Source organism: Streptomyces sp. CLCI03 (assembly GCF_053615355.1).
The window spans coordinates 354028-379654 of the sequence record NZ_CM132132.1 but is presented as its reverse complement, the minus strand read 5'-3'; the positions used below and the strand labels follow the sequence as shown (position 1 = coordinate 379654).

The 25627-nt window shown below is 73.9% G+C and carries 22 protein-coding genes; 7 read left to right on the top strand and 15 right to left on the bottom strand.

The window, feature by feature from the left end; all coding sequences use genetic code 11:
• Positions 1-5: 5 nt before the first annotated feature.
• Complete coding sequence (locus tag ACWG52_RS01765) at positions 6-1895, bottom strand: ABC transporter ATP-binding protein (RefSeq protein ID WP_389802448.1); 1890 nt, start codon at positions 1893-1895, stop codon at positions 6-8.
• A gap of 140 nt (positions 1896-2035) precedes the next feature.
• Here ACWG52_RS01765 and ACWG52_RS01760 point away from each other — a divergent pair, with 140 nt between their 5' ends.
• Complete coding sequence (locus ACWG52_RS01760) at positions 2036-4177, top strand: AMP-binding protein (protein ID WP_453127586.1); 2142 nt, start codon at positions 2036-2038, stop codon at positions 4175-4177.
• Positions 4178-4212: 35 nt separating this feature from the next.
• Here the strand turns inward: ACWG52_RS01760 and ACWG52_RS01755 are convergent, their stop codons facing one another.
• Positions 4213-6024 (bottom strand): GNAT family N-acetyltransferase, encoded by a 1812-nt coding sequence (locus ACWG52_RS01755; protein WP_389802453.1) that lies wholly within the window; start codon positions 6022-6024, stop codon positions 4213-4215.
• Positions 6025-6119: 95 nt separating this feature from the next.
• Between ACWG52_RS01755 and ACWG52_RS01750 the strand changes: the two genes are divergently transcribed.
• Positions 6120-6542 (top strand): DUF350 domain-containing protein, encoded by a 423-nt coding sequence (locus ACWG52_RS01750; protein WP_453127584.1) that lies wholly within the window; start codon positions 6120-6122, stop codon positions 6540-6542.
• An 83-nt stretch (positions 6543-6625) separates the two neighbouring features.
• Here ACWG52_RS01750 and ACWG52_RS01745 read toward each other — a convergent pair whose 3' ends face one another.
• The 5 genes from ACWG52_RS01745 to ACWG52_RS01725 form a co-directional block, all read right to left on the bottom strand.
• Positions 6626-7855, bottom strand: a complete 1230-nt coding sequence (locus tag ACWG52_RS01745) for an acyltransferase family protein (RefSeq protein WP_453127582.1) — start codon at positions 7853-7855, stop codon at positions 6626-6628.
• Positions 7852-8925, bottom strand: a complete 1074-nt coding sequence (locus ACWG52_RS01740) for an alpha/beta hydrolase (RefSeq protein ID WP_390138928.1) — start codon at positions 8923-8925, stop codon at positions 7852-7854. Before ACWG52_RS01740 ends, ACWG52_RS01745 begins: the two co-directional genes overlap by 4 nt.
• Positions 8926-9041: 116 nt before the next feature.
• Complete coding sequence (locus tag ACWG52_RS01735; RefSeq protein WP_390165920.1) at positions 9042-9962, bottom strand: CDP-diacylglycerol diphosphatase; 921 nt, start codon at positions 9960-9962, stop codon at positions 9042-9044.
• Between the two features lie 277 nt (positions 9963-10239).
• The gene (locus ACWG52_RS01730; protein ID WP_033216545.1) at positions 10240-10920 is read right to left on the bottom strand and encodes a response regulator; all 681 of its coding nucleotides are present in this window, start codon (positions 10918-10920) and stop codon (positions 10240-10242) included.
• The gene (locus ACWG52_RS01725; RefSeq protein WP_389802466.1) at positions 10917-12284 is read right to left on the bottom strand and encodes a sensor histidine kinase; all 1368 of its coding nucleotides are present in this window, start codon (positions 12282-12284) and stop codon (positions 10917-10919) included. Before ACWG52_RS01725 ends, ACWG52_RS01730 begins: the two co-directional genes overlap by 4 nt.
• 81 nt (positions 12285-12365) lie before the next feature.
• Between ACWG52_RS01725 and ACWG52_RS01720 the strand changes: the two genes are divergently transcribed.
• The 3 genes from ACWG52_RS01720 to ACWG52_RS01710 are packed head-to-tail and all read left to right on the top strand — an operon-like array spanning position 12366 to position 14336.
• Positions 12366-13313: an AEC family transporter gene (locus tag ACWG52_RS01720; protein ID WP_389802469.1), complete on the top strand. Its 948-nt coding sequence runs from the start codon at positions 12366-12368 to the stop codon at positions 13311-13313.
• Positions 13310-13894 (top strand): HXXEE domain-containing protein, encoded by a 585-nt coding sequence (locus ACWG52_RS01715; protein ID WP_453127579.1) that lies wholly within the window; start codon positions 13310-13312, stop codon positions 13892-13894. The genes ACWG52_RS01720 and ACWG52_RS01715 overlap by 4 nt, the downstream gene beginning before the upstream one ends.
• Before the next feature lie 46 nt (positions 13895-13940).
• Complete coding sequence (locus tag ACWG52_RS01710) at positions 13941-14336, top strand: hypothetical protein (RefSeq protein ID WP_389802471.1); 396 nt, start codon at positions 13941-13943, stop codon at positions 14334-14336.
• Here the strand turns inward: ACWG52_RS01710 and ACWG52_RS01705 are convergent.
• The 4 genes from ACWG52_RS01705 to ACWG52_RS01690 form a co-directional block, all read right to left on the bottom strand.
• On the bottom strand, positions 14287-15519 hold the full coding sequence (locus ACWG52_RS01705; RefSeq protein WP_453127577.1) for a hypothetical protein: 1233 nt from the start codon (positions 15517-15519) through the stop codon (positions 14287-14289). The two genes, ACWG52_RS01710 and ACWG52_RS01705, sit on opposite strands and share 50 nt — an antisense overlap.
• A 12-nt stretch (positions 15520-15531) precedes the next feature.
• Positions 15532-17058, bottom strand: a complete 1527-nt coding sequence (locus ACWG52_RS01700) for an FAD-binding oxidoreductase (RefSeq protein ID WP_453127575.1) — start codon at positions 17056-17058, stop codon at positions 15532-15534.
• A gap of 222 nt (positions 17059-17280) precedes the next feature.
• Positions 17281-17934, bottom strand: a complete 654-nt coding sequence (locus ACWG52_RS01695) for a class I SAM-dependent DNA methyltransferase (protein WP_389802480.1) — start codon at positions 17932-17934, stop codon at positions 17281-17283.
• Between the two features lie 58 nt (positions 17935-17992).
• The gene (locus tag ACWG52_RS01690; RefSeq protein WP_453127573.1) at positions 17993-19513 is read right to left on the bottom strand and encodes an IucA/IucC family protein; all 1521 of its coding nucleotides are present in this window, start codon (positions 19511-19513) and stop codon (positions 17993-17995) included.
• A gap of 108 nt (positions 19514-19621) precedes the next feature.
• Here ACWG52_RS01690 and ACWG52_RS01685 point away from each other — a divergent pair, with 108 nt between their 5' ends.
• On the top strand, positions 19622-21235 hold the full coding sequence (locus ACWG52_RS01685) for an IucA/IucC family protein (RefSeq protein WP_453127571.1): 1614 nt from the start codon (positions 19622-19624) through the stop codon (positions 21233-21235).
• Between the two features lie 554 nt (positions 21236-21789).
• Here ACWG52_RS01685 and ACWG52_RS01680 read toward each other — a convergent pair.
• Complete coding sequence (locus tag ACWG52_RS01680) at positions 21790-22377, bottom strand: hypothetical protein (RefSeq protein ID WP_389802489.1); 588 nt, start codon at positions 22375-22377, stop codon at positions 21790-21792.
• Between the two features lie 282 nt (positions 22378-22659).
• On the opposite strand from ACWG52_RS01680, the gene ACWG52_RS01675 reads away from it, so the two are divergent.
• Positions 22660-23493 (top strand): PIG-L family deacetylase, encoded by an 834-nt coding sequence (locus ACWG52_RS01675; protein ID WP_389802491.1) that lies wholly within the window; start codon positions 22660-22662, stop codon positions 23491-23493.
• Between the two features lie 72 nt (positions 23494-23565).
• Here the strand turns inward: ACWG52_RS01675 and ACWG52_RS01670 are convergent, their stop codons facing one another.
• The 3 genes from ACWG52_RS01670 to ACWG52_RS01660 all read right to left on the bottom strand — a co-directional run bounded on the left by ACWG52_RS01670 (position 23566) and on the right by ACWG52_RS01660 (position 25570).
• Complete coding sequence (locus ACWG52_RS01670) at positions 23566-24420, bottom strand: NmrA family NAD(P)-binding protein (protein WP_389802494.1); 855 nt, start codon at positions 24418-24420, stop codon at positions 23566-23568.
• A gap of 8 nt (positions 24421-24428) precedes the next feature.
• Positions 24429-24929, bottom strand: a complete 501-nt coding sequence (locus ACWG52_RS01665) for a hypothetical protein (RefSeq protein WP_390138939.1) — start codon at positions 24927-24929, stop codon at positions 24429-24431.
• Between the two features lie 122 nt (positions 24930-25051).
• Entirely contained in the window at positions 25052-25570 is a 519-nt protein-coding gene (locus ACWG52_RS01660; protein ID WP_389802500.1) for a MarR family winged helix-turn-helix transcriptional regulator, read from the bottom strand.
• Positions 25571-25627 lie beyond the last annotated feature (57 nt).

Here is a 25627-nt window from a genome sequence, read left to right as displayed (position 1 = left end):
CGGCATCATGGCCCCGGCACCGGTGCCTCGCCGCCCGACACCGCGAACTGGGTGCGGTACAGCTCCTCGTACCGGCCGCCCGCCGCCAGCAGCTCGGTGTGCGTGCCCCGTTCCACGATCCGGCCGTCCTCGACCACCAGGATCAGGTCCGCCGCCTGAACGGTCGACAGCCGGTGCGCGATCACCACCGCCGTCCGGCCCGCCAAGGCCTCGCCCAAGGCCTCCTGCACCGCGGCCTCCGAGGTGGAGTCCAGGTGCGCGGTGGCCTCGTCGAGGATCACCACCCGCTGCCGGGCCAGCAGCAGCCGCGCGATGGTCAGCCGCTGGCGTTCCCCGCCCGAGAGCCGGTAGCCGCGCTCCCCGACCACGGTGTCCAACCCGTCCGGCAGCGAGGCGACGAGCCCGTCCAGCCGCGAGCGCCGCAGCGCCTCCCAGATCTCCTCCTCCGAGGCCTCCGGGCGGGCCAGCAGCAGATTGGACCGCACCGACTCGTGGAAGAGGTGCCCGTCCTGGGTGACCATGCCGAGCGTCTCGCGGATCGAGTCGGCGGTGAGGTCCCGTACGTCGATCCCGCCGAGCCGGACCGCGCCCGCGTCGGCGTCGTACAGCCGCGGCAGCAGCTGCGCGATCGTCGACTTGCCGGCGCCGGACGAGCCGACCAGAGCGATCATCTGGCCCGGCTCGGCCCGGAAGGACACCTCGTGCAGCACCTGCGTACCGCCCCGGGCGTCCAGGGTGGCGACCTCCTCCAGGGAGGCGAGGGAGACCTTCTCGGCGGCCGGGTAGCCGAAGGAGACCCGGTCGAACTCCACGGCCACCGGCCCCTGCGGCACGCGGCGGGCATCCGGCTTCTGGGCGATGAGCGGCTTCAGGTCGAGGATCTCGAAGACCCGCTCGAAGCTCACCATCGCGCTCATCACCTCCACACGGGCGCCGGCGAGCGCGGTGAGCGGGGCGTACAGCCGGGTCAGGAGGAGGGCGAGGGCGACGACGGAACCGGCGTCCAGGGAACCGCGCAGGGCGTAGAAGCCGCCGAGGCCGTACACGAGTGCCAGGGCCAGCGCGGAGACCAGCGTGAGGGCCGTGATGAAGGCCGACTGGGCCATCGCCGTACGGATCCCGATGTCCCTGACCCGTGCCGCCCGGGTCGCGAACTCGGCGGACTCGTCGGCGGGCCGGCCGAACAGCTTGACCAGCGTCGCGCCGGGGGCCGAGAACCGCTCGGTCATCTGCGTGCCCATCGCGGCGTTCAACGCGGAGGCCTCCCGCTGCATGGCCGCCATCCGCGTCCCCATCCGACGGGCGGGCAGCACGAACACCGGCAGCAGCACCAGCGCCAGCAGGGTGATCTGCCAGGAGATGCTGAGCATCACGGTGAGGGTCAGCAGCAGGGTGACGGTATTGGCGACCACCCCCGACAAGGTGTTGCTGAAGGCCCGCTGGGCGCCGATCACATCGTTGTTGAGGCGGCTGACCAGCGCCCCCGTGCGGGTCCGGGTGAAGAAGGCGACCGGCATGCGCTGCACGTGGTCGAAGACCGCCGTCCGCAGGTCCAGGATCAGCCCCTCACCGAGGGTGGCGGAGAGTCGGCGGGTCAGCAGCCCGAGCCCGGCCTCCGCGACCGCGATCAGGGCGATGAGCAGGGCCAACCGGGTGACCGCGGAGCTGTCGCGGCCGTCCACGATGGCGGTGACGACCCGGCTGGCGAGCACCGGCGTGGCCACCGCGAGCAGCGCGGTCACCACACTCAGCAGCAGGAAGAGGGTGAGCCCGCGGCGGTGCGGGCGGGCGAAGGCGGCGACGCGGCGCAAGCCGGCCCGGGAGAGCGTGCGACGGTCCTGCTGGGCGTTGATCGCGCTGTGCAGCGACGTCCAGGCGGTGACTTCCATGTCCATGGCTCGAACGCTAGGACCTCAACCAAACCTGAGGTCAAGCTTTCGATCCGGGGTCGCCCGCACGGGGCGTCAACTCCCGCCCGTACGAGCGATTTTGCCGACCTCCGTCCGTTGTCGGTGCCCGGTGGCATCATCGGTCCATGACGCAGGGATCCGAGTCCGTACGCTTCGGCAAGCGCACCACCGACACCGTCCTGCACCGCTTCGAGCAGTGGGCCCGCGACACCCCCGACGCCCGCGCGCTCATCGCCGGCCCGGACAGCCTCACCTACGGAGAACTGGACGCGCGCGCCGACCGGCTGGCGCACCGTCTGCTCGACTCCGGTCTCCCGCTCGGCGCACTCGTCGCCGTCGGCACCGCCCGACAGGCCCGCCTGGTCGTCGCCGTCCTCGCCGTCCTCAAGGCCGGTGGGTCCTACACCGTGGTCGACGTGGCGAGCCCGCGCTCAGGGCGCCGGCAGCTCGCCGCGGCCGAGCCCCTCCTCCTGCTCACCGACGCCGCCCAGCAGGCCGCCCTCGACAACGGCGGCGGCCCCCGGGTGATCCGGCTCGACTCCGAGACCCCGACGATCGGCCGGCCGCGCACCGAACAGCCCGCGGACCAGCCCGCGCACCAGCTCGCGGCTCAGCCCGCGGACCCGTCTGCGGACTCGCCCTCGGACCCACCCGGGGGCCCCTCCACCGATCCGCTCCCGGGGGCGGCCTCCGTACCGCCGCGCCGTACCGCCGCGGTCCTGTTCACCGGAGCGGCCGAGCCGCGCGCGGTGCCGGTGGGCCACGGGCTGCTCCTCGCCGCCCACGACGCCTGGGCCGAGGTGGCCCGGCCGACCCCGCGCGACCGGCACCTGTTCACCCGCGGTACGGACGTCACCGCCTTCGCCGCGGGCTGGACCCGGGCCCTGTGCTCGGGCGGCACCCTCGTGCTCTCCCCGCGCTCCGCCTGGAAGCCCCCCGAGGTCCGCGCGGCCGTCGAGACCGAGCGCGTCACCGTGCTGCACACCGATCCGGCCGGAGCCACCCGGCTGCTGATCCGGGACGCGGAAACGGGCACCCTCGCCCCGGTCGCCCATCGGCCGGCCGACCCCGCCTGCCGGTCCCTGCGGCTGCTCGCCGTCACGGGGGACCGGCTCTACCTCGACGAGCAGGCCACCCTGCAGGCCCGGTTGCACCCCGGCGCCCGCGTGCTCAACGTCTACGGCTCCGCGGAGTGCGCCGGGATCGGCACCTGGTTCGAACTCCCGCAACTGCCGTACCCGTTGGACGACCTGGAGGAGATCTCCCTGCTCGGCACCGCGTTCCCCGGCTTCCGGGTCGAGACCCGCGGCAGGGAGATCTTCCTCGTCACGCCGGACGGCGGTGACGCGATACCGACCGGCGACGTCGGCCTGCTCCGTGACGACGGCCTGCTGGAGTACGGCGGCCGGATCCGGGACCGGATCGCCCTGCCCGGCGGCCGGTGGGTCGACCCGTACCCCGTCGAATCCGCCATCCGCCGTCACGAGGGCATCGGCGCGGTCATCGTCAAGGGCGTCGACGGCCCGCGCGGCCCGCGGCGGCTCGTCGCCTACGTGGCCCCACCCCCCGGCGGCCCGACCTGGCCGGCCGGGGCCTTCCTGCCGGACATCGAGGAGCTCCGCGACCACCTGGCGGGCAAGGTGCTCCGGGAGGAGTTCCCACGCACCGTGATCCGGCTGCGCACCCTGCCCCGCACCGCCGCGGGCCGGGAGGACCGCGACGCCCTGCCGCTGCCCGTCATGCCCGCGGCGGTGAAGGCCGCCGGAAGCAAGTCCGGCAAGTCCGGGGCCGCCGCGGGCACGAGCGAGGCCTCGGCGGGCTGCGCGGCCGGCTGCGGGGGAGTCGGACTGGGCTTCGTCGCCATGATCCTGACGAACTTCCTGTGGCCCGGATCGACCGACCTCACCGGAGTACCGCAGCCCTGGGCGTTCCTCTTCTTCGTGCTCTACCTCTTCGAGTGCGTCGCCTTCGGCGTCGGGGTGGTCTTCCTCATCGGCGGCCGCGCCCGGATGCTGCGCCAACGCCGTAGCCCCTCCCTGACCGTGGCCGCCCACCTCGCCGTGTCCTACCTGCTGTTGTCCTGGTGGCCGCAGGACAACCTCTACCGGCTGGCCGCCAAACAGGACTGGCCGCGCCAGGCCGCGCTCGTCTACGCCTTCAACATCCCCCTGATGATCGCGGGCGTCCTCGTCGCGGCCTACGTCGTCAGCAAACCGGCCGACCCCTTCGACTTCCACGACCCCCTCGACGACCACCCCGACCGCTGACCGGAGCACAGGGCCCGTGGCCGGCCGCGTCCCGCCTACGACGGGCCGAACATCGCCCCGACCGCCAGGGCCTCGGCCCGTACCAACGCCTCGGCCGCGTCCAGCACCTCCCGGCTGCGCGCGGCCACCAGCACACCCAGCCAGGGCGCCGGTTCGAAGGCCCCGGTCGGGATCGCCGGGACGAACACCGCCCCGAGCTCCGCACAGCCCCGGGCCAGGGCCGCGCACAACTCGTCCAGCTGTGCCTCGGGCAGCCGCGCGCCCAGCTCCACCCGGTCCGCGATCCGTACGAGATGACCCGCGCCCCGCAGCGCGTCGAGCCGGGCCGCCACCATGAAGGCGATGGACGGCCCGGTCAGCCGCAGGTTCGTCTCGGTCGGCGCGAGCCGCCCCGTCCCGTCCGCGACGAAGTCCACGTCGAACCAGCCCCGGTAACCGGAATCCGCCAGCTCCCGGCCCACCGCCGCACCGAACGCGGTGAGGGGCTTCTCCGCCCACCCGGGCACCACCCCCGGGCCCACCGTGGCCCCCCGGTAGCAGCCGTCCGACACCTCCATCACCGCCCCGCCCACCTCGTGGGCCCGGCCCGCCTCGTCGACGAAACCGTCGTAGGTCAGATCCCGCGGGCCCTCGTCGTCCCCGGACGACGCCGCACCACCGATGTACTCCTCCACCAGCAGCGGCCCGCGTGGCAACCGGCGCAGCACGGCCCGTGCCCCGCCCGCGGCGCGGACCCGCGCGGGGGTGAGCACCGTGGTGCCCGAACCCCCGACACCGTGCTCCGATTTCACAACGGTGCTCTCGCCCGCCCTGGTCCGGGCCGCCAGCATCCGGGCCGCCGCCCACCGCCCGTCGACCCGCCACTGCCGGGGGAGCACGATCCCGGGATGCCCGCCGTCCGCCAGGATCCGCCCGAAGAGCCCGTGCGCCGCCGACTTCGACTCGTAGCGCAACTCCCCGTCCCGCCACGGCCGGCCCGCCAGCCGCCCGAACGCCCTGGTCCGCCCCCACGGTACGAGGGGCAGCCCGGCCCCGGTGAGCAGCGCGGCCAGCGCCGGCCGGGCCCGTACCGCTTCGGCGAGGCCGGGATCCGCGTCCAACAGGCCGTCGTACACCTCGACCCCGGTCCAGCCCAGTTGGCGACAGACCAGCTCGGTCCAGCCGCGCGGCACCGGCCGCGGCAGCACCAGCGCGGCCGGGTAGGGACTGTAGAAGGCGGCGAGGCACGCGTAGTGGTGCGCGGGCCGCTGTTCCCGGTCCACGGTGGCGTCGGCGAACTGCGCGTTGAACTCACCGACGTTGCCCAGGTGCACGGCCCGCCCGCCACCGGTCCAGGCCCGCGCCCAGTCGGCGAGCGGGACCGGAGCCGCCTCGAACCGGACCAGCGCCGTACCACCGCCTTCCGCGACCGGCCGGGCCGGCTCGCCCGGCGCGGCGGGCGCGGCGGCTTCGGCCACCGCCGCCGCTCCCATCGCCCGGTAGAACCCGGTCGCGTGCGGATCGGAGTCGATCACCAGCCGGCGCACCCCCAGCTCCACGGCCCGGCGCAGCACGTCCCGGTACAGCAGCCGGCCCACGCCCTGCCCGACGGCCGACGGTTCCACGAACAGCAGCCCGAGCTCCGCCCGTGGGGGTGTCCCCTCCAGCGAGGCGACCCCGACGATCTCGCCCCGCCCGTTCTCGGCCACGACGACACGGCGGACCGTCACGTCGTCGGCCCGGATCCGTAGTTCCGGCGCACACGCGGCGAGGAAGGCCGCGTCGTACCCCCAGTGCGCCTTGGACCGCATCACCAGCCCGGTCAGGTCCTCCGCCTCGGCCGGCCGCGCGGCCCTGACCTTCACCATCTGCTGACCTCCCCATGGTCCGCGGCAAGGCCGTGCGATACATTCGGCCTCCCCACGGCACGTACTTTCCCACCCACGCGGAGACAGGCTTCTCAATGAGCGACATCATCAACGGACTCGGCCGCACCAGCGCCTACGGCGCGCTCGGCCTGGTGCTGCTGATCCTCGGCATCGTCCTCGTGGACGTGCTGACGCCCGGGAAGCTTCCCAAGCAGATCTGGGAGGAGCGCAACCGCAACGCGGCCCTCTTCCTCAGCTCGGCGCTCCTCGGCATAGGCGGCATCGTCTTCACCTCGATCTGGACGACGTACGCGGGCTTCGGCAAGGGCCTGCTGTCCACCGCCGCCTTCGGCGTGCTCGGCCTGATCCTGATGGCGGTGGCGTTCCTCGTGCTCGACCTGGTGACCCCGGGCAAGCTCGGCGCCATCGTCGTCGACCCCGAGCCGCACCCGGCGGTCTGGGTGTCGGCCGCCTGCAACCTGGCGGTGGCCGCGATCGTCGCCGCCTCGATCGCCTGACGCGAAGCGCCCGTACACGGCGAGAGCGCCGCTCCCACGACGGAGCGGCGCTCTCGCCGTTTCCAGGACGGGCCCGGCCGTGCTCAGGCGAGGCCGAGCGCGAACACCGCGAACCCCGCCGCCAGCAGCCCGGTCACGGTCCGACGCAGCGTGCTCGCCCGCCGCCCCTCGCGCGGGGCGACCTCGAACCGCCGTGCGTAGCGGGCGAGAGCGACGAACAGCGCGGCGAACACCGGCATCCAGGCCAGCCGGGCCGCGATCCACCCCAGGCTGTCCGGCGCCGTCGTCAGCCCGGCCAGCTCACCCACGAACGAGCCGGGCACGGCCGCCGCCAGCATCGCCGTCTGGTGCCAGCACAGGATCGTCATCGCGGACAGGTTGATCACGACCACCGGCGCCCACAGGGCCGGCCGCGCCAGCAGCTTCGCCAGCCGGTCGCGGAGCAGGATCGCCGCCCCCGACTGCGCCGAGGCCAGGGCCAGTACCAGGAGCGAGGGCGGGTGCGAGTTGGTGCGTGCCGCACCCGGCACGCCGACCATCGACGCCGGATAGTGGAAGACCGTCAACAGCGCGGCGAAGAGCAGGGTCCCGCCCGCCAGCAGCAGCCAGGCCCCGCGCCGCGCGATCCGCCGCTCCGCCCAGGAGACGCCCAGCTGGTACGCGAACAGCCAGCCCGGCAGGACGTTCACCAGGGCGAGCCACGACGGCACGGAGTCGGCGAGCGGCCCGTAGCGCAGGAAGTCCACCACGGCGACGCAGCCGAGCAGCGGGGCGGCCGCCCAGCCGCCGAGGCTTCGGGCCGCCCGCACGCAGTACGGGGTCAGCGCGGTGACCACCACGTACACGCCGACGAACCACAGCGGTTGGACCACCAGCGTCGCCCCGGTCCGCAGCGACGCCTCCGGCACCCCGGCCGCGTACAGCACGGGTGCCGCCACGGCCCACACCACGGTCACCCCGAGCACCGGCCGGCCCAGCCGGACGATCCGGCCCTTCAGCCAGGCGCCCGTCGACCCGGTGCGGCGCCCGAAGGAGAGCGCCGAGGCGTATCCGCCGACGAGGAAGAAGATGCCCAGCATCTGGAGCACCCAACTGGCCGGGGCCAATCCCCCGAAGGCGGACAGCGGGCTGGCGTTGTGCAGGCCGCCGTCGGCGTCGAGGGTGAAGCCGCCGAGCAGCCAGTGGCCGGTGGGTACGGCCAGCAGCGCCAGGGCGCGCAGCCCGTCGATCGCCCGGTCACGGTCGGCGGGAGTCCGGCCGTCGATCCGCGCGGCGACCTTCCGTAGCGGGGCCAGGGCGGCGGAGGCGCTCATCGGGCCTCTCCCTTCGCGATCGCGGCGAAGGCCGCAAGGGACTGGGTGCCGGGCACGAAGTAGCCGGTGTGGCCCTCCACGTCGGCGGCGGGCACCCGGCGCGCGCCGAAGGCCGCCGAGGTGGGGTCGACGCCGTGGCCGATCCCGGCGAACTCGACGTTCGGGACGTCGGCTATCCAGTCGGAGGGACCTCGGGCCGCCCAGACGCGGGCTCCGGTGCTCAGCGCGCCCGCGGTGTCGGCGCGCATCCCGGGGGAGCCGAAGGCCACGATGTCGGCGGCGTCGGTGTGCCGGGCCGCCAGCCCGCACACCACGGAGCCGTAGCTGTGGCAGAACAGCACCGGGTCCGGCGCGCCCACCGCGTCGAGTCCCGCGGTGAAACGGGCCAGCCGGGCCGCCCCGGCCCGGGCGAGGCGGCCGTCGGCCGCGTCGAGCCCGACACCGACCGGGGTGGTGTAACCGATCCACGCGACGACGGCGGTGGACCCGCCCGACCCGGCCGCGGTTCCCGACCCCGCCCCGGTCGCCGCGCGCAGGGACCGGGCCATGCCGGCCGGCCCGGTGGCGGGCTTGCGCCGGGTGTCGTACCCGGCGGCGTCGTTGTCGGAGCCCGGCACGATCACCGAGACGTGCTCCGCGTGCTCCAGGTCCCCGAACACCTCGACCACCTGGCCCCGGCCCCGCGGGTCGAAGGCCAGGATCTGCCGGCCCGGCGCGGCGAGGGAGGCGTACCGCGCCTCACCCGTGGCGGCGACCGCGATCCGGTTCGCCTCGTACCGCAGCGGGAGCGGCGCCCCCTCCAGATTGCCCACCACCAGCGGGTGGGACCGCAGCAGCCGGTGGCGTGCCGCGTCGTCCAGCCCGGCGAAGAAGGCGGCGACCTCGCGCGGCGCCGTGGTCGCCGGATCGGGCAGCGACCGGCCGGAGACGGTATCGGCCCGCCAGGCGTCGGTGCCCGGCGGCGGCCCGGTGACCGCCGTCTGGCTGTCGCCCGAGGCCCACCCGGCGGTCCCCCCGACGAGGGCCACCGCCAGTGCGGCCGTGACCAGCGTCCTTCCGAAGCGGCGCATGCCCCTTCTCCTCTCCTCGTGACGAGGAGGAAGGTAAGGAGGGGGTGTCGGCCGTCACGTCGGACCGTGGAGCCAAGTCGAATGTCATACCCCGGTAGGGGGTGGAGGAGAGGCCGTCAGTAGACGAGCAGACGGTCGCAGGTGTTCGTCCCGCTGGGGAGCGAGCTGTCGCTGTTGAGGATGTAGAAGGACCGGTCGAATCCGGTCGCCGTCATCCTCGGGACGACGATCAGGATCTGGCCCGCCATGTCGAGCCCCAGCGGCCGCACCACGTTCTGGTTCAGCAGGGCGAACAGGTTCTGCGTGAGCGCGTCGAGTCTGAGGATCCGGTACGTCCGGTCGCCCGATCCGTCCGCGCTGGTGATGAGCGCCTGGTACTGCGCGGCACGCCATTGCGACGGCTGCGGAGCGACGCGTCCGGCGGCCTCCAGGTCCTGCAGCCGCCGCTGGGTGCTCGGTAGGACGCCGGCCATGTGGATGTGCATCTGGTGGAGCCGCCGGGCGCCCACCGAGTTGATGCCCAGCCCGATGTTCGCGTACTGCACGGGGACGTCTCCGCCGCTGCGACCGGTCTCCCATGCCTCGTGCCAGTAGTTCGCGGCATTGGGCGACACGAGGAAGGGGCACTCGATTCCCCTGATCCGGCAGCTCGGCAGGAGCAGGTAGTTGTGCGGCGACTCGGGCTTGCCGTGCAGCACCACGTAGTTGGGGGTCGTCTTGAGGCAGACCGGTCGCTGCCCGGACGGCGGAACGATGCCCTGGGTGCAGTACTGCACGTCCTGCCACAGCGGGTCGGTATCGGCGGGGCTGCCGCAGAGATTCTGCATCTGGGGCGGAGGGCAGGGGCTCTGTCCGCCGCCGGGCGGAGCGGGATCCGTGGGACAGGGACAGCACGACGGGTCCCCGAGGGCGCCGACCGGACCCGCCGCCGACGCGCCGCCGCTCGCGCCGGTGAGCAGTGCTCCCGCGCCCAGGGCGCCGGAGAGGGTCACGAACTGACGCCGTGGCATGTGGTGGGTCCCGCCGATGGCATTCATGGGTGAGCTCCGATGGTCGACGTCCGCTGCTTCGGTGTGCCGCGCCGAGCGAGGGCCGACGGTCCCGGCCGATCGAGCCCTCGCCGATCCGGTCACAAAGTAGGCGGTGATCCGTCCGATTCCCGGCAAGGAAATGGGGGAGCGCCCGCTATTACGCCGGAAGGCGGGCATGCCCGTGGCGCACCGGGCCGCAGGGAAGCCACCGGAAACCGTCGGCGAGCCACCGGAAACCGTCGGCAAGCCGCCGGGACGCGGGGAGCGGCGGCGAGCGGTGGGATCAGCCGGAGTCGCCCGGGCGTACCAGCCCCGCCTCGTACGCGAAGATCACGGCCTGCGCCCGGTCCCGGAGGTCGAGCTTGGCCAGCACCCGCCCGATGTGCGTCTTCACCGTCTGCTCCGCCAACACCAGATGCCCCGCGATCTCCTGGTTCGACAGCCCGCGCGCGATGAGTTCCAGCACCTCGGTCTCGCGCGGGGTGAGACCCTTCAGGCGCAGCGCCGGATCCTTGCGCGGCGCCGGGCGCTGCTGCACGAAGTCCGCGATCAGCCGCCGCGTCACCGAGGGAGCCAGCAGCGCCTCGCCCGAGGCCACGACCCGGACCGCCGCGATCAGATCGGCCGGCGGGGCGTCCTTGAGGAGGAACCCGGAGGCGCCCGCGCGCAGCGCCTCGTACACGTAGTCGTCGATGTCGAAGGTGGTCAGCATCAGCACCTTCGGCCGGTGCACCACCCCGGGCGGCGGGTCGAGGATCTCCCGGGCGGCCGTGAGCCCGTCCATCTCCGGCATCCGCACGTCCATCAGCACCACGTCGGGGTGCGTGGAGCGCGACACCCGCACCCCCTCCCGCCCGTCGGGGGCCTCGCCCACCACATCGATGTCGGCCTGCGCCGACAGCAGCGCGGCGAACCCGGCCCGCACCATGGCCTGGTCGTCGACGATGATCACGCGAATGGTCAACTGGGGTCCTCGGTCGGATCGTGCAAGGGCAGCCGGGCGGCGACGCGGAAGCCGCCGTCGGGCAGCGGACCCGTGTCGAGCGTCCCGCCGGTCAACCGTACGCGCTCGCGCATCCCCACCAGACCGTGCCCCGTGCCCGAACTCTCCAGCTCCACCACGGCATCCCGGGCCGGACCGTTGACCACCAGCACGAGGACCTCGTCCTCGTCCACCGTCACCGAGACCCGGGTCGGGGCGCCGGGCGCGTGCCGCACCACATTGGCCAGCGCCTCCTGCACGATCCGGTACGCCGACAGGTCCACCGCCGGTGGCGCCGCCCCGGCCGCCCCGGCCGCCAGCGACAACTCCACCGGCTGTCCGGCCCGTACGGTCGCCTCCACCAGCTGCTGGAGCCGGTCGATCCCCGGTTGCGGGGCGCGCTCACCGTCGGCGCCGTCGGAGGAGCCCGCCCCGTTCGCGCCGTCGCCGCGCAGCACGGTGAGCAGCCGCCGCATCTCGCCCAGCGATTCCCGCGCGCTCGCCGCGATCGCCGCGAACTCCTCGCGTACGGGCTCGGACATGCCCGGCACCCGGTACGGCGCCGAATCGGCCTGAACGGTGATCACCGACATGTGGTGGGCCACCACGTCGTGCAACTCGCGGGCGATCCGCGCCCGTTCCTCCAGCAAGGTGCGCCGGGACCGCTCCGCCTCGCTGATGCTCTCCTGTTCGGCGACCCGCTGCTGCGCGTCGCCGAGTCCCCGCAGCGCGCCCGTCAGGACGAGCATGACCCCGCCGAGCACGAAGAGCAGGGCGTTGGTGTTCGTCACGCCCGTGGGCTGGGAGAAGCCCAGGACCGTACCGACGGCACCGGTCACCAGCCACACCCCGACCAGGGTCCGCACGGGCTCGCGCAGCCCCAGGCAGGCCATCAGCACCAGATAGCCCACGATGGTCATCGGCGGCCACGGCCAGGAATGCCCGGCGACCTTGTCGGCACCGATGAGCAGCACCGCGGCGACGGTGTCGGCGGCCAGGACGACGATCCAGGCGTGGAGCGGCCGGGTCAGCGCGAGGAGCAGCGGCACGGTCTGCGCCACCCCCAGCGCGCCCGCCCAGCCGCCACCGACCCCGTAGTCCTCGGACAGCACCGTGATCGTCACCGGCAGCAGGGTGACGACGAAGACGCCTACGACGAGGAACGGCATCGCCCGCTGCCACCGCTTGGGCGCCTGCGCGAACAAGGGTTGCGCCGCCCCGGCCGGCGTGCGCAACACCAGGGCGAGCCGCGCCAGCGCGCCGGGCACCCGGGCGCCGGCCGCCGAGGACGTACGGATGGGCGCGCGGGTCCGGCCGCGCGGCCGGGTGCGGGGTTCATCGCTCATGATCCGTCCAGCCTATGCGCCGGTGGCACCGACTGCGGGCGGGGTTAGGCTGCCGGCCTGTCGATCATGGGGGATGCGGGCATGGGTGGTGCTGCGGCGTTGGAGAAACTGGTGCCGGTGCTGCTGGCGTTCGGCGGCGGGGTGCTGCTCGCCCGGCGGAAGATCGTGCCGGCCGAGGCCTCCAAGGTCTTCTCCGACTACGCCTTCCTCTTCGCCGTCCCCTGCTACCTCTTCGGCAACATCTACGCCAGCGACCTCGGGGCCCTGTTCAACTGGCGGGCGATCGGGGGCTACGCCGGGGCCGCCGCCCTCGCCGTGGTGACGGTCGCCGTCGTGGCGGTCGCCCACGGCCTGCGCGAGCCGCGCGACGTGGCGCTGCGCGTGATGGCGGGAGTCCAGGTGAACACCGCCTACTTCGCCGTTCCCGTCTTCATCACCGTCTTCGGGACCGCGGCGCCGATCTTCCCGATCCTGCTGTTCCAGGTCTGCGTCCTGTCCCTGGTCGTCATCGCCCTCATGGAACTGGGCCGCGCGGGCGCGGAGGCCGGCGGCCCGGGCCGCCGCCTCGCCCGCGCCGTCGGCGCCTCGTTCGCCACCCCGCTGGTCCTCGCCTGCAACGCGGGGATCCTGCTCAACCTGCTCTCCGTACGGATCCCGGCGGTCGTCCTGGACGGCGCCGCGTTCGTCGGGGACAGTGCCTCCCCGGTGGCCCTGTTCGCCCTCGGCCTCCACCTGGGCGGCCTCGGCCTCGACCTGCGGGGCACCACGCGCGAGGAGTACGCCCTCATAGGCTTCAAGTGCCTGGCGTTCCCGCTGCTGACCTGGGCGGTGTGCGGGCCGCTCGTCGGCGTGCGGGGCGAGTGGCTGGCGTACCTCGTCCTGATCGCGGCGATGCCGACCCCGCAGAACCTGTTCATCTTCGCCCAGCGCTACGACGTCGGCGTCGACCTCTCCGCGTCGATCGTGATCAAGAGTTCGCTGGTGTCGCTCCTGCTGTTGCCCCTGTGGCTGCAGACTGTGGTCGTATGAACGCCGATACCCCTGCCGACATCCCTGCCGGCGCCGACGAGTCCGGGCCTTCCATAGCGCCGAGCGCCGTCACCTCAGGACTGCTCGCCGCCTGGGCCGTGCACGACCTCGAAGAAATGGCCACCATGGCGCGCTGGACCCGGACCCGGATCCCCGCCCTGCGCGAGCGCCACCCCGGCGTACCCGACCGGGTGTGGCGGAGCCTGGAAGCGGTGGACGGACGCGAGTTCGCCACCGCGGTCGCCGTGATGGGACTCGTCGTCGCGGCCGCCTCCGCCGACGGGTACCGCACCGGCGGGCGCTCCGCCTTCTACCAGGCCTCGCTGAACGGTTTCGGCCTGCACGGGCTCGTCCACGTCGCGCAGGCCGCCGCCACCCGCGGCTACACCCCCGGCGTGGTCACCTCACCACTGCTCGTGGTCCCCTTCACCCTGTGGGCGCGCGGCCGGCTGCGCCGTGCCGGCGTGCTGCGGCCCACGCGGGCGCGCGACATCGTCACGGGCCTGGCCCTCGCCGGCGCGGCCACCGTCGTCTCGCACGCCGTGGCCCGGCGGATCCACCGGGCCACGGCGGCCTCGTAGCCTCCGCCCGTACGTACCCCCGGCGGCATCGGCTCGTTGACCCGGCATGGAACTGCCGACCATCGCGGCGCCGGGCGTCGGTGAACGGGCCGACGCCGTGGCCGATGCCGCCTGCCACCTCTACGACACCATCGCCCCCTGGGGAAGCTGTGCGCCCGGCGGATGGAGCCGGACCGCCGCCGAGGACGCCGCCGAGGCCATCGAGACCACCGCCCACGCCCTGGCCACCGTCGACCCGGGCGCCGAGGTGGTCCTCGCTCCCGTCCACGCGGCCCTCGCCGACCTGCGCCGCCGGCTCGGCCTCGCGCCCGCCGACGGGCTGAGCGGCGACGGGCTCCCGGCGACGCCGCGTACGGTCGGCAACCCGCGCCGCACCCGGTGGGTGCGGGTGCTCACCGCCCCGCCTTCGCCCCGGCAACCGCCTTCTCGTACAACTTCCTGATGTCCGCGCCGAAGTAGGAGCTGTACGAGGTGTCGGCCTTGTCCCCGCCGGTCTTCCAGCCGCCGATGACCCCCACCACGTCACCGGTCCCGGTGCGCGCGTCGTAGCGGGTCAGGAACGGGCCACCGCTGGTCCCGCCGGGATAGCCGGTGCAGTTGATGCGCAGGAACGATCCCGGGATCCGGGCGTCGGCGCTGGTGAACTTCGTCGTCCGGTTGACGCACACGCGTGGCCGGGCGGCGGAGGCCGGGTGACCGATCAACGTGACCCGCGCCTGGGCGTAAGCGGCGCCGGTCACCAGCCGGTTCCCGCCGACCACGGACTCCACCGGGAAGCCGCGGGAGTTCGGACCGACCTGGGCGAAGGCCACGTCGAGGGCGGCCGCGCGGTCGACGCCCTGGGAACGGTAGCGCGGGTCGATCCAGATCTTCGAGTGCCCGCCCGCGTCGCGCAGGACCGGGAACATGCCGTACGGCTGAGGCTTCGCCCGCGTGTACTGCGGTACGAAGGCCACCTGCTGGGTGTCGGAGCCGAGCAGGCAGTGCCCCGCGCTGAGGACCAGGTTGCGGCCGGGGGAGGAGACCACGCTCGCGGTGCAGAAGTAGGCCCCGCCGTCCTTCACCAGGAACATCCGGCCGGCGACCGGGATCCCGTCGAAGTTCTGCCCGATGCCGGGGGTGAGGGCGGGCAACGGCGCGACGGCCGCGCGCGCCGGTGCCGGAAGCGGAGCCGGGGTCGGGGGCGCCGGCGCGCGGGTGGGAGCGGGAGCGGCGGTGGCCGCCGGAGTGGGGGCGGGAGCGGGCGTGGGGGCGGGTGTGGCGGCCGGGGGCGCGGACGGCAGCGGCAGCCCGGTCGGGGTGGGGGGCCGCGTGGCGACCGGGATCTCCTCGGCCGGTTCGACGGGTTCGACGGGTTCGACGGGCTCGGCCGGCTCCGGCGCTTCGGCCGGCTCCTGCGGTTCGGGCGGCTCCGGCGGCGCGGGATCGGCGCTGTCGGGCGGCCCGGGGGGCAACGGAGCGGCGGAGGCCATCCGTTCCGCGGTCCAGAAGGCCTGCGCCTCACGCGCCGACCAGCGGCCGACGGCCACCGGGACGGCGCCGCCCACGGCCTCGGCCACGGGCAGCGGCCCGGCCGGTACCAGCAGGGCGGCCACCACCGCGGCCATCGTCAACGTACGTCGCATGCCGGACACTCCCTAAACGGCCTGGGGGAAACGGAAGAGCCGGTCCGGGTCGTGGACACGCCGGACCTCCTGCAGGCGCGCGAGGTTCGGCCCGTAGTAGGCCTCGCGCCAGCCGGTGAGCTTCGGGTCGATGTAGTTCTGGTAGGCGCGGCCGCCCGCCCAGGGGCGCAGGTCCTGCCAGAGTCCGTCGAGCCAGCCCTGGTGCCGGGCCACCTCGGCGGCCGGTGCGGACTCGGGCCAGTAGGCCAGGTACTGGGCGAGCAAGAGGCTGTCGCGGTGCACGAAGGCGGTGGAGCCGGCCGGGACGCGGTTCAGCGCGCCCCCGCAGACCCCGTCGAACTGCACCACGCCCAGGCCACCCGGGGGAGCGCTCGTCCCGTACCGTCGTACGGCGTCCAGGACCGCGGCGATCGCCGCGTCGGGCAGCCCGCCGCCCGCCCAGAAGTCGGACCGGGCGGCGTACGAGTCCCGCCCGAGCCGTCCCCGCGGGTCCCGGCCGGGCAGGACGCCAGGCAGTCGGCACATGGCCGGGCTCAGCTCGGGGCAGCCGGACATGGCCCGGACGGTGTCCTCGTGGCTGCGTACGGTGATCCAGCTGTCCCGCGGCGCCCCGCCGACCAGGTCGGACAGCCGGGTCAACTGCCGTTCCAGCTCCGGGCGCCCGTCGAGGCACACCACCCGCACCGCCGGTGCCGCCACGGCTGCGCCGCCCACCTCGACGGTGAACTCCACCTGGCTCCAGAAGGGGTCCGGCAGCCCGGCCAGCCAGCGCTGCCAGCCGCGCAGCACGGCGGCGGAGTCATCGCCGGGCCAGTGGAGTTCGGCGTAGGCGCACGCGCCGACCGGATGCGTGCGGAAGCGGAATTCGGTGACCACGCCGAAATTGCCGCCGCCCCCGCCGCGCAGCGCCCAGAACAGCTCCGGATCGCGCTCGGCGGAGACTTCACGGACGATCCCGTCGGGGGTGACCACCCGGGCCCCGGTGAGCCGGTCGGCGGTGGTCCCGTAGGCCCGCGCATGCAGGCCCAGGCCGCCACCGAGGGTGAGTCCGGCGATGCCGACGGAGGGGCACAGCCCGGTCGGGACGGATCGGCCGCGCCCGGCGAGGGCCGCGTGCACGTCCCCGAGCCGGGCGCCGGCGCCGACCCGTACGCCGCCGCTGTCGCCGTTGCCGTCGATCGACACGGCGAGCATGGTTCCGGTGTCCACGACCAGCCCGGCGGATCGCGTGGACCAGCCGGCGTAGCTGTGCCCGCCGCCGCGCGGGACCACGGGCGCGCCGGTGCGGCAAGCGAAGTCCAGGCAGACGGCCACGTCCCCGGCGTGCGCGGGATAGGCCACCGCGGCCGGGGCGACGGTGTCGTAGCGGGGCTGGAACAGCCGGCGGGCCTCCGGGTAGTCCGGCTCCCCGGGGAGCACCACGCGTCCGTCGATCCCGCGTGCCAGCGCACCGTAGTCGGGGGTCCGGGCCGCTGCCCCGACGGTGGCGAGGACGGCCGCGGCCGCGCTGCCCAGCACCTGGCGGCGATTGAGGCTCATACCTCCTTCCTGCCACCGCCCGGGCCGATAGCGGTGCAGGCGGGTCCCACGCGCACGGGGGTGCCCCCTGAACGGCGCACAGCCGAAACGGTTCGGCTTGTCCGATAGCCGTACCGCGCATCCGTCCCGCGCATCGCGTCGCGATCGCCGGCGCACCGAAACCCGGCAACCCGCCGCCCCGCGACCGGTTGCCGGGCCCCGGCAAGATCCGAAAGGGACGGCCTAGCTCTTGCGTGCCAGCAGGAAGCCGTGGGGGGAGCTCTCGTCGGGGCCCGGCTTCCGCACGAGCCGCGCCGTCTCCGTCAGTCCCGCCCCCGCCAGCCGGTCGGCGATCAGCTCGGGCGGCGTCCGGTACACGTCGAGGTCGACCGCGTGCCCGTACGCGTGGTCCAGCCGGAAGAGGTCGTCGCCCGCCATGAAGGCGATCAGCAGATGGCCGCCCGGCGCCAGCACCCGGGCGAACTCCGCGAACAACGCCGGCAGCTCCGAGGGCGGGGTGTGCACGGTGGAGTACCAGGCCAGCACCCCGCCGAGGACCCCGTCGGCCACGTCCAGGGCAGCCATCGACCCCACCTCGAACCGCAGCCCCGGATACGTCCGGCGGGCCACCGCCACCATCGCCGGGGACAGGTCGACGCCGAAGGCCCGTACGCCGAGCTCGTTCAGGTGTGCCGTCACCCGGCCCGGACCGCAACCCAGGTCGGCCACCGCCCGGCCCCCGCCGCCCGAGTCCTCGCGCACGTATTCGGCGAAGGCCGCCAACATGGCCCGATCCAGCGGCTTTCCGTCCAGTTCCGTACTGAACAGCCGTGCGTAGTCGACGGCGACGGCGTCGTAGGACGCCCGCACGGAGCTGAGGTACGAGGTCTCTGTCATGCCCCTGAACAGTAGCCTCCGGAGCCCCTTCGAGGGGACACCGATCGAGTGCTCCCGCTCACCCCCCGACCAGCGGATTGGGCAGTTCCGCCCACTGATCGCCCGGAACCCCAGGGCTCAGCCGCATCAACGTGAGCGCCTTGGTCGGCAGCGGCCCGGTCAGCAGCGCCCCCGTGTCCGAGGTGGCCGGCAGCGCGGCCACCTCCGCGAAGGCCTCGGCGAAGGCTCCGGCCGAGCCGACCGTGGCCCCGAGCGCTCCCGTCAGCAGGGAACCGAACAGCTTGCGCCGCAGCACGCTCACGTCGTCGGTGACCAGCCTGCCGGACAGCGGCGGCACCGGCAGGCCGTGCCGGGCCAGCCGCACAGGGCTGATCCGGATGTCGGCGAGGTCGCGGTAGACCAGCCGCAGCGGGGCGCCGTCGGCCGAGAGCACGACCAGGAGGTTCTGGCCGTGCGCCTCCAGCGCCACCCCGAGCTCCAGCACCCGCAGACACACCGAGAGCGCGAGCCGGGCGAACTCGGCCCGCCAGGCAGCCCCGCGCGCCGGCCCGAAGGACGCCAGGGCCGCCACCGGAAGCACCCGCTCACCGGCGGCGGCGTTCGCGTACACCTCCGGCGGCTCACGCAGCACGGCCGCCAGGTCCGGGCTGTACGCGGTCGTGGCGCCCAGGGTCCGGGTGATGTGCAGCCGGCCGTCGAGCCGCTCGGACAGGTCCTGGGCGAAGGCGGAGACGGCCGCCGCCGTCTCGATGGAGTAGACGGAGATGTCCCGCACGGACGAGGTCAGTCGGGCGCTCAGCGCGGTCTTCACGTGCGCCCCGCCGTCGACGGGAGCCAGGGTGCGCAGGGCCATCAGCGGATGCGCCGCGAAACCGGCGGCTCCCGGCCGCACCCGCTCCTGCTTCAGGACGTGCGCCGCCTGCCACGGGTGCACCGGGACCAGGACCCGCCCCGCGTCCCGCAGCTCCTGCGGCCAGTCGCCGGTGACCAGGCATTCCTCGGCCCGTACGGCGACCAGCCCGAGCTCCACCACCGGGCGGTGCTCGGGCGCGTACGCCAGCTGCTCGGCCACCGAGAAACCGGGCCGGGACCGGCAGTTCGGGTGGTAGGGGTGCCCGTCGACCACCCGCTGCTCCCACTCCCAGGTGGCCTGCGGCGCCCGGTCCTCCCCGGTGGGCCGGCCGGCCCGCGACAGCGCGAGGGAGGCGGTGCAGCCGTCGAGCTCTGCGGCGAACTGCTCCCCGTGCGGCAGCCCGAGGGCCGTCACCAGCCGCGCGGCCCGCCGGTGGGGCCTGCCGTCGAGCAGCAGCTCGCTCACGTAGGGCTCGGTCGCGTACGGATCCGGCTGCGGGCCCTCCAGCCGGGCACCCCCGGCCAGCAGCAGCGCCAGGCCGTCGGAAGTGGGCTCGCGGCCCACGACCCAGGGCAGCGGTTCGAAGGCCAGGGCCCGCCACAGCCGGGTCAGTACGGCCGCCCGGGCACCGTCGAGGGCGGCGGCGTACGAGGGTCCGAGCGACGGGCGTACGTCGGCCAGTTCGGCGGCCACGGCCTCTTCGGCCGGGGAGGGGGGAAGATGCATGCTGAGGCTCCGGCATCGGAATATCGCTTTACGGGATGATCAAGTAATGATTGCGGATACCGAAGATCACGGCTGGTGGTTGCGCACCGCGAACCCCCGGCGCACCGGATGGACCGAATGGAATCAGTGGACCTCAACGCCGCCGCCGACGCGTACGCCGCCGCACCGCTCCTGAACTGCCTGCTCAGGGAAGTGGCCGAACCCGCCGGGAGAGACGGGGCGGGCTCGGGAGGGGACGTGCGCGTCCACCGGCTGCGCGGCAGCGGACGGCTGCTCCGGGTGCGCGGCGGACGCCGGCCCGGACACCCCGAGCTACGTGCGGCGGACGGATGGCAGCCGCTCAGCCACACCGAACTGGCCAAGCTCGTCTCCGACGAACTGGGCCGGTTCACCGGTGTCCCCAACGACGAGCTCCTCGTCGAGATCACCGACAGCCGCGACGCGATCGCCGCGCTGCTGGCCGCCCGGGCCGCCGCCGACCCGCCGGCGGACCCGTACCTGCTCTCCGAACAGTCCCTCGTGATGGGCCACCCCCACCACCCCGCCCCCAAGGCCCGCGGCGGGGCACCGGCCGGGAGCTGGTTGCCGTACGCGCCCGAGGCCTACGCCCGGTTCCCGCTGGTCTTCCTGGGGCTGCGCGAGGACCAGGTCGTGGAGGAGGGCGGCCCGGCCGCCTCGGCCGCGATCGACGCCCTCGCCGACGCCCTCGAAGGGCCGCGCGCTCCCGCCGGGTACCGGCTGCTGCCCGCCCACCCCTGGCAGCTCGACCTGGTCGGCGACCGGCCCGCGGTGCGCGAGGCCTTCGCCGACGGGCGACTGCTGCGGCTCGGGGCGAGCCGGCGGCCGGCCTGGCCGACCGCCTCGATCCGGACCCTGTACGTACCGGACGCGGCCGCCGACGTCTTCGTGAAGTGCAGCCTGGACGTGCGGATCACCAACGACGTGCGCCGACTGTGGCGCCACGACCTGCTCAAGCTGCGCCGCACCGACGCGGCCGTCGAGGCCGGTTTCGCCGCGCTGCGCCGGACCGGCTCGGCCGCGGCCTGGCTCCCCGACCGTGGCTACCGCACCGCCGCCTTCGCCTTCGAGGAGCTCGCCGTCCTGGTCCGCGACGGCCTGCGCGCCCACACCGTGCCCGGAGCCACCCCCCTGCTGGCCGCCGCGCTCGCCGAGGGCTACCCCGGGAGCCCGCCGGCCGGGACCACCGACCCGCTCGGCTGGTGGCGGGCGTACCTGCGCCAGGTCGTACCGCCCGTGCTGGAACTGTTCGCCCGGCACGGCATCGTGCTGGAGGCCCACCTCCAGAACACCCTGGTCGCCGTCGACGCGGACGGTCTGCCGGCGCAAGCCCTCTTCCGGGACGCGGAAGGGGTCAAACTGGCGGCGGACCTGCCGCGGGCGGCCGCCTGGCAGCGCCTGGTCTACTGCCTGGTCGTCAACAACCTGATGGAGATCGCGGGAGCGCTGGCCGGCGGCCGTCCGGACATCGAGCCGCACCTGTGGCCGGCCGCACGGGAGGAGTTCCTGCGGCACGGGACCCGTGAGCTCCCCGAGGTCGCGGAGCTGCTCGCCGCCGCGAGCCTGCCGGGCAAGACCAACCTGCTGCTGCGCTGGACGCGGGCGGACGGAGCGGACGCCCGCTACCTCCCGCTGCCCAACCCGCTGCGCGGCCAGGGGTCGGCTCGTACGGATCCCGCAGGGCCCGACGAACCGAATCCCTGAGGCACTGCCACGTGCACGACCGGGGGGACTCCGCGGCGTGGACACGGTCAGCATCGACGGTGCCACCACGCCGCGTCCGGATCCGCCAGTGGCTCATGGTGCGTTCGCCCGAGCAGCACCAGGTCCAATCTCTCGACCCGCACTCGGAGTTCGCCGGCGGCCTTCGGCGGTAGCAGGAACAGTGCTTTCTGCAACGTGTCGCGGGCCCAGTCCTCCCCGCAGCACGGGCAGGTGAACTCGGCCTCCCACCGCCGCCATCGGCGCCGGGTGCCGTGCACCCGCACGGACCACACGCTCAGCGCCACCGACACGAGGCCCGGGGACAACCGCTCCCGTTCGAGCACGCGGACGGCGGCGTTCGCGGCTCCCGACAGGCCGGGGACGTCGCGATACCGAACCCAGGGTCCTGCGGCACCGCGTACCCGAGGGCGCAGCGACTTCGGTCTTCTACGCGGCACGGGCCCTTCGGAGGTACGTCATGCGGGCATTCTTCCACAGCCCGAGATCGACGGGCTCGGCGTCGCACGGCCTGCGCGGCTCTCGGTTCTCGGCCCTCAGTCGAATATCTCCAGGACGTCCGGCCAGGATCCGCCGCGGTCGGCGGAGCGGGCCACCATCGGGCGCGGATCCGGGTAGGTCTCCGTCGCGGCCCTCGCACGGACGACTTCCGGCCCGCCGCACTCCGCCACCGCGAAGTCGCCGAAGACCTTGGCGAACGCGGCCGGGTCGCGGAACTCCACGCCGTACGCCCGCCCGTCCCGAAGCGGCACCCACACCAACCGGACCGACCGTCGCCACTCCGCCACCGGGCGGTCGTCCACGGTCGACCGTCCCTCCAGCCACAGCCGGGCGACGTGCAGCAGGTTCACGTTCTCCATGGACAGCCGCTTGCGCCGCACACGTAGTTCATGGGTGGTGAGCGTGACTTTCCGGTCCTTGTTCGTGTACCAGCTGATGCCGACCCCGAACGGCAGCCACAGCACGATCCCGATCACCGGCCAGATCACCGCGTGGCTCCACGAGCGGAGGAGCCCGCCGTCCAGGAGGCACAAGGCCCCGAAGAACAGGGCCCACTTCGCCGTCATCCGCCAGAATCCGCTGCCCTGCCGGTACAGGACCCGCTGCTTTTTCGTCATCGCCATGCCCGCACGCTATCCGCAGTTGTCCCTGCTCCCCGAAGGCCGTCCGTCGTGGGGAGGGGCGGACGCGGGCGCGCAGTCCCGGGGACCCGGCCGCCGATGCCCAGGTGAACCGGGCCGCCGCGCCGGGAACAGCCGGTCCTGCCGGCATCGTTGCACCGACCGGGGGTCGGCACGCGGGGCGGTCCACGATGTCGGCCGCCCCGGCATGATCCGGCCTTCCGGGATCGCGGAACGCCCTCCGCGCACTCGGACCGACCCATCTCTGTGTAGGAGGACTTCTTCATGACCGACCGGCCCTTGACGCTCATGGCAGTGCACGCCCACCCCGACGACGAGGCCACCGGAACCGGAGGAGTCCTCGCGCGGTACGCGGCGGAGGGCATCCGCACGGTTCTCGTGACGTGTACCGACGGCGGTTGCGGAGACGGGCCGGGAGGTGCGAAGCCGGGGGATCCCGGGCACGACCCGGCGGCCGTCGCCCTGATGCGCCGACAAGAACTGGAGGCGAGCTGTGAGGTCCTGAACATCGGTGACCTGGAGCTGCTGGACTACGCCGACTCCGGGATGATGGGCTGGCCGAGCAACGACGCTCCTGGGTCCTTCTGGAAGACCCCCGTGGAGGAGGGCGCCGCCCGGCTCGCGGCCCTCATGCGGCACTACCGGCCCGACGTGGTCGTCACCTATGACGAGAACGGCTTCTACGGCCACCCCGACCACATCCAGGCCCACCGCATCACCATGGCGGCGCTCGAGATGACCGACCTGACACCGAAGGTGTACTGGACGACGATGCCGCGCTCGGCGATGGAGCGGTTCGGCAAGATCATGCGCGAGTTCGGTGAGGACATGCCGGAGCCGGATCCCGCCGAGGCCGCCGCACTGGCCGACATCGGCCTCCCCGACGACGAGATCTCCACCTGGGTGGACACCACCGCGTTCAGCGGTCAGAAGTTCGACGCGCTGGCCGCGCACGCCAGTCAGGGCGAGAACATCTTCTTCCTGAGGATGGGCAAGGAGAGGTTCGGCGAGCTGATGGGCATGGAGACCTTCGTCAGGGTCCAGGACCCCACCGGCGCGGCCGTACCCGAGAACGATCTCTTCGCCGGCCTGCGCTGACCCGCTCGTCCGGCTGTCCGTCCGGCAGGGGCCCGGGCGCGATCCCGCCGCACCCGCCCCCGCCGCGGCGCCCTAGCGGAGGAAGTGGGCCCGGTGCTCCTGGAGGAAGGCGTCCAGGGTGCGGGGCGGGCGGCCCAGGATGTCGACGACGGTGGTGTCGGGGGTCTCGGGTCGGGCGACGGCGAGCCGCTGGATCTCCGTCACGTGGTCGGCGAGCCAGGCGGGCATGTGGGCCTCGCGGACGAGGTGGTCCCGCAGTTCGGCCGGTGCGAGGTCGACGTAGCGGATCGGCCGGCCGGTCAGGGCGGACAGCCGGGCGGCGAGGTCGGGGGAGGAGACGGCTTCGGGCCCGGTCAGCGTGTAGGTGCGGCCGGCGACCTCCGACCTGGTGAGGGCGGCTGCGGCGACGTCGCCGATGTCGCGGCAGTCGACGTAGTTGCAGGGCGCCTCGCCCGTCGTGCCGAGGATCAGGCCCTGGGCGACGGCCGGAGCCAGACGCAGCAGGTTCTGGGTGAACGCGTAGGGGCGCAGGACGGTGTGGGGGATGCCTGTGGCCCGCAGGTGTTCCTCGACGGTGTGATGTCCGCGGGAGACGGCGACGGGGGAGTCGGGTTCGGCGGCGGGTGCGGAGATCTTGACGATGTGTCCGACGCCGGTGTGGGCGGCGACGTCGATGACACGGGTTTCGAGTTCGACCTGTGCGGGGCCGTTGGCCATGGCGAGGAAGAGCTGGTCGGCGCCCTCGAAGGCGACGCGCAGGGAGTGGGGGTCGGTGGCGTCGGCGTACCGGACCTCGACGGGCGGTCGGTGCGTACCGGCGGCGCCGGGGATCGGCGTGTGCGGGGTGCGGGTCAGCGCGCGGACGGGTACGTCGAGCGTGCGGAGGCTGTGGAGCAAGGCGTTCCCGGTCGCTCCGGTCGCTCCCATGACAACGATCATCGTGTGCTCATTCCTTGGTGACGTGCCGGCGACACCGTGGTGGTGCCGCGCCAGCGCAGGGTGACGATGGTGGTGGCGAGGGCCGCGGAGACGGGCAGGTCCACGCGCAGGCGCTCCAGCCACGGGGCGCCCGGTATCGGGGTGTGGGCGGGCAGCCACCGGGCGGCGAACCATCCCAGCAGGGCGGCCGCGCCGACCGTGCCGAGGACGAGGACGGCGGTCAGGACGCCGCGCGGCGTGGTGAGGGTCCACCGTCGGGGCCGTCCGCCGCGCCGCAGCCAGCGGCCGACCAGGAACGCCACCACGGCGGAGGTGCCGGCGATGGAGGTGCAGGCGGCGAGGGCCAGGTCCCGCTGACCGGTGACGATCCCGGCGGTGCCGGCCATCAGTGCGGGGGCGGCGTAGGCGGTCAGCACCTCTCGCCGGAGGCGGAACGGTCCGGGCGGCCGGGAGACCGCTCGGTCGCGGCGGCCGGGTCTGTGCTTCGTTGCGGACATGCCGGTCTCTTTCTCGGGCATCGGGCAGGTGCGGAAGGTGAGATGGTTAGGTGGCTAACTATTACTCCGTGAAAAGCGGCCCTGCTGGGGGCGGGGCCGAAAGGGCTGTGCGTCGGGTCGGGTCAGTCTGCGGTCAGGGCCGTGCTGCCGCGCACCACGCGGGCCAGCAGGTCCAGGAACACTCCGCGCTCCTCGACGGACAGGCCACCCACCATCGCTTCGAGTCGCCCGAAATGCTCGGGCGCCATGTCGCTTAGGCGTTGCGATCCGCGCGCGGTGAGCACGGCCACCGTGCCCCGGCCGTCCTCCGTGGACGGGCGGCGGGCGATCAGCCCCTCGCGTTCCAGGCCGTCCAGCAGGCCGGTGACCGTGGCCCGGGACACGCCGAGGTCGACCGCGAGGTGTGACGGGGACTTCTCCCCGCCGTGGTCCTCAAGGTCGGCGAGCAGGCGGTAACGCCCCGTCGACAGGCCGAACCTGGCGAAGTGCGCCTCGGCCGCACGGCCGACCCGCGCGCCCGCCGAGATCACTCGCACCGCGACCAGCACCGCCTGAGGGTCGACATTCAGGCCGTAATGCTCGACCTGTCGCCTGGCCTGCTCCGGTGTGGGTGCCTCGTCGTGGATGCCGTCCCTCGTCATGAAAGTAATATGGTGGCTAATCACTTGGCCTGTCAAGGTGTTCCGGAGCGAGTCCCG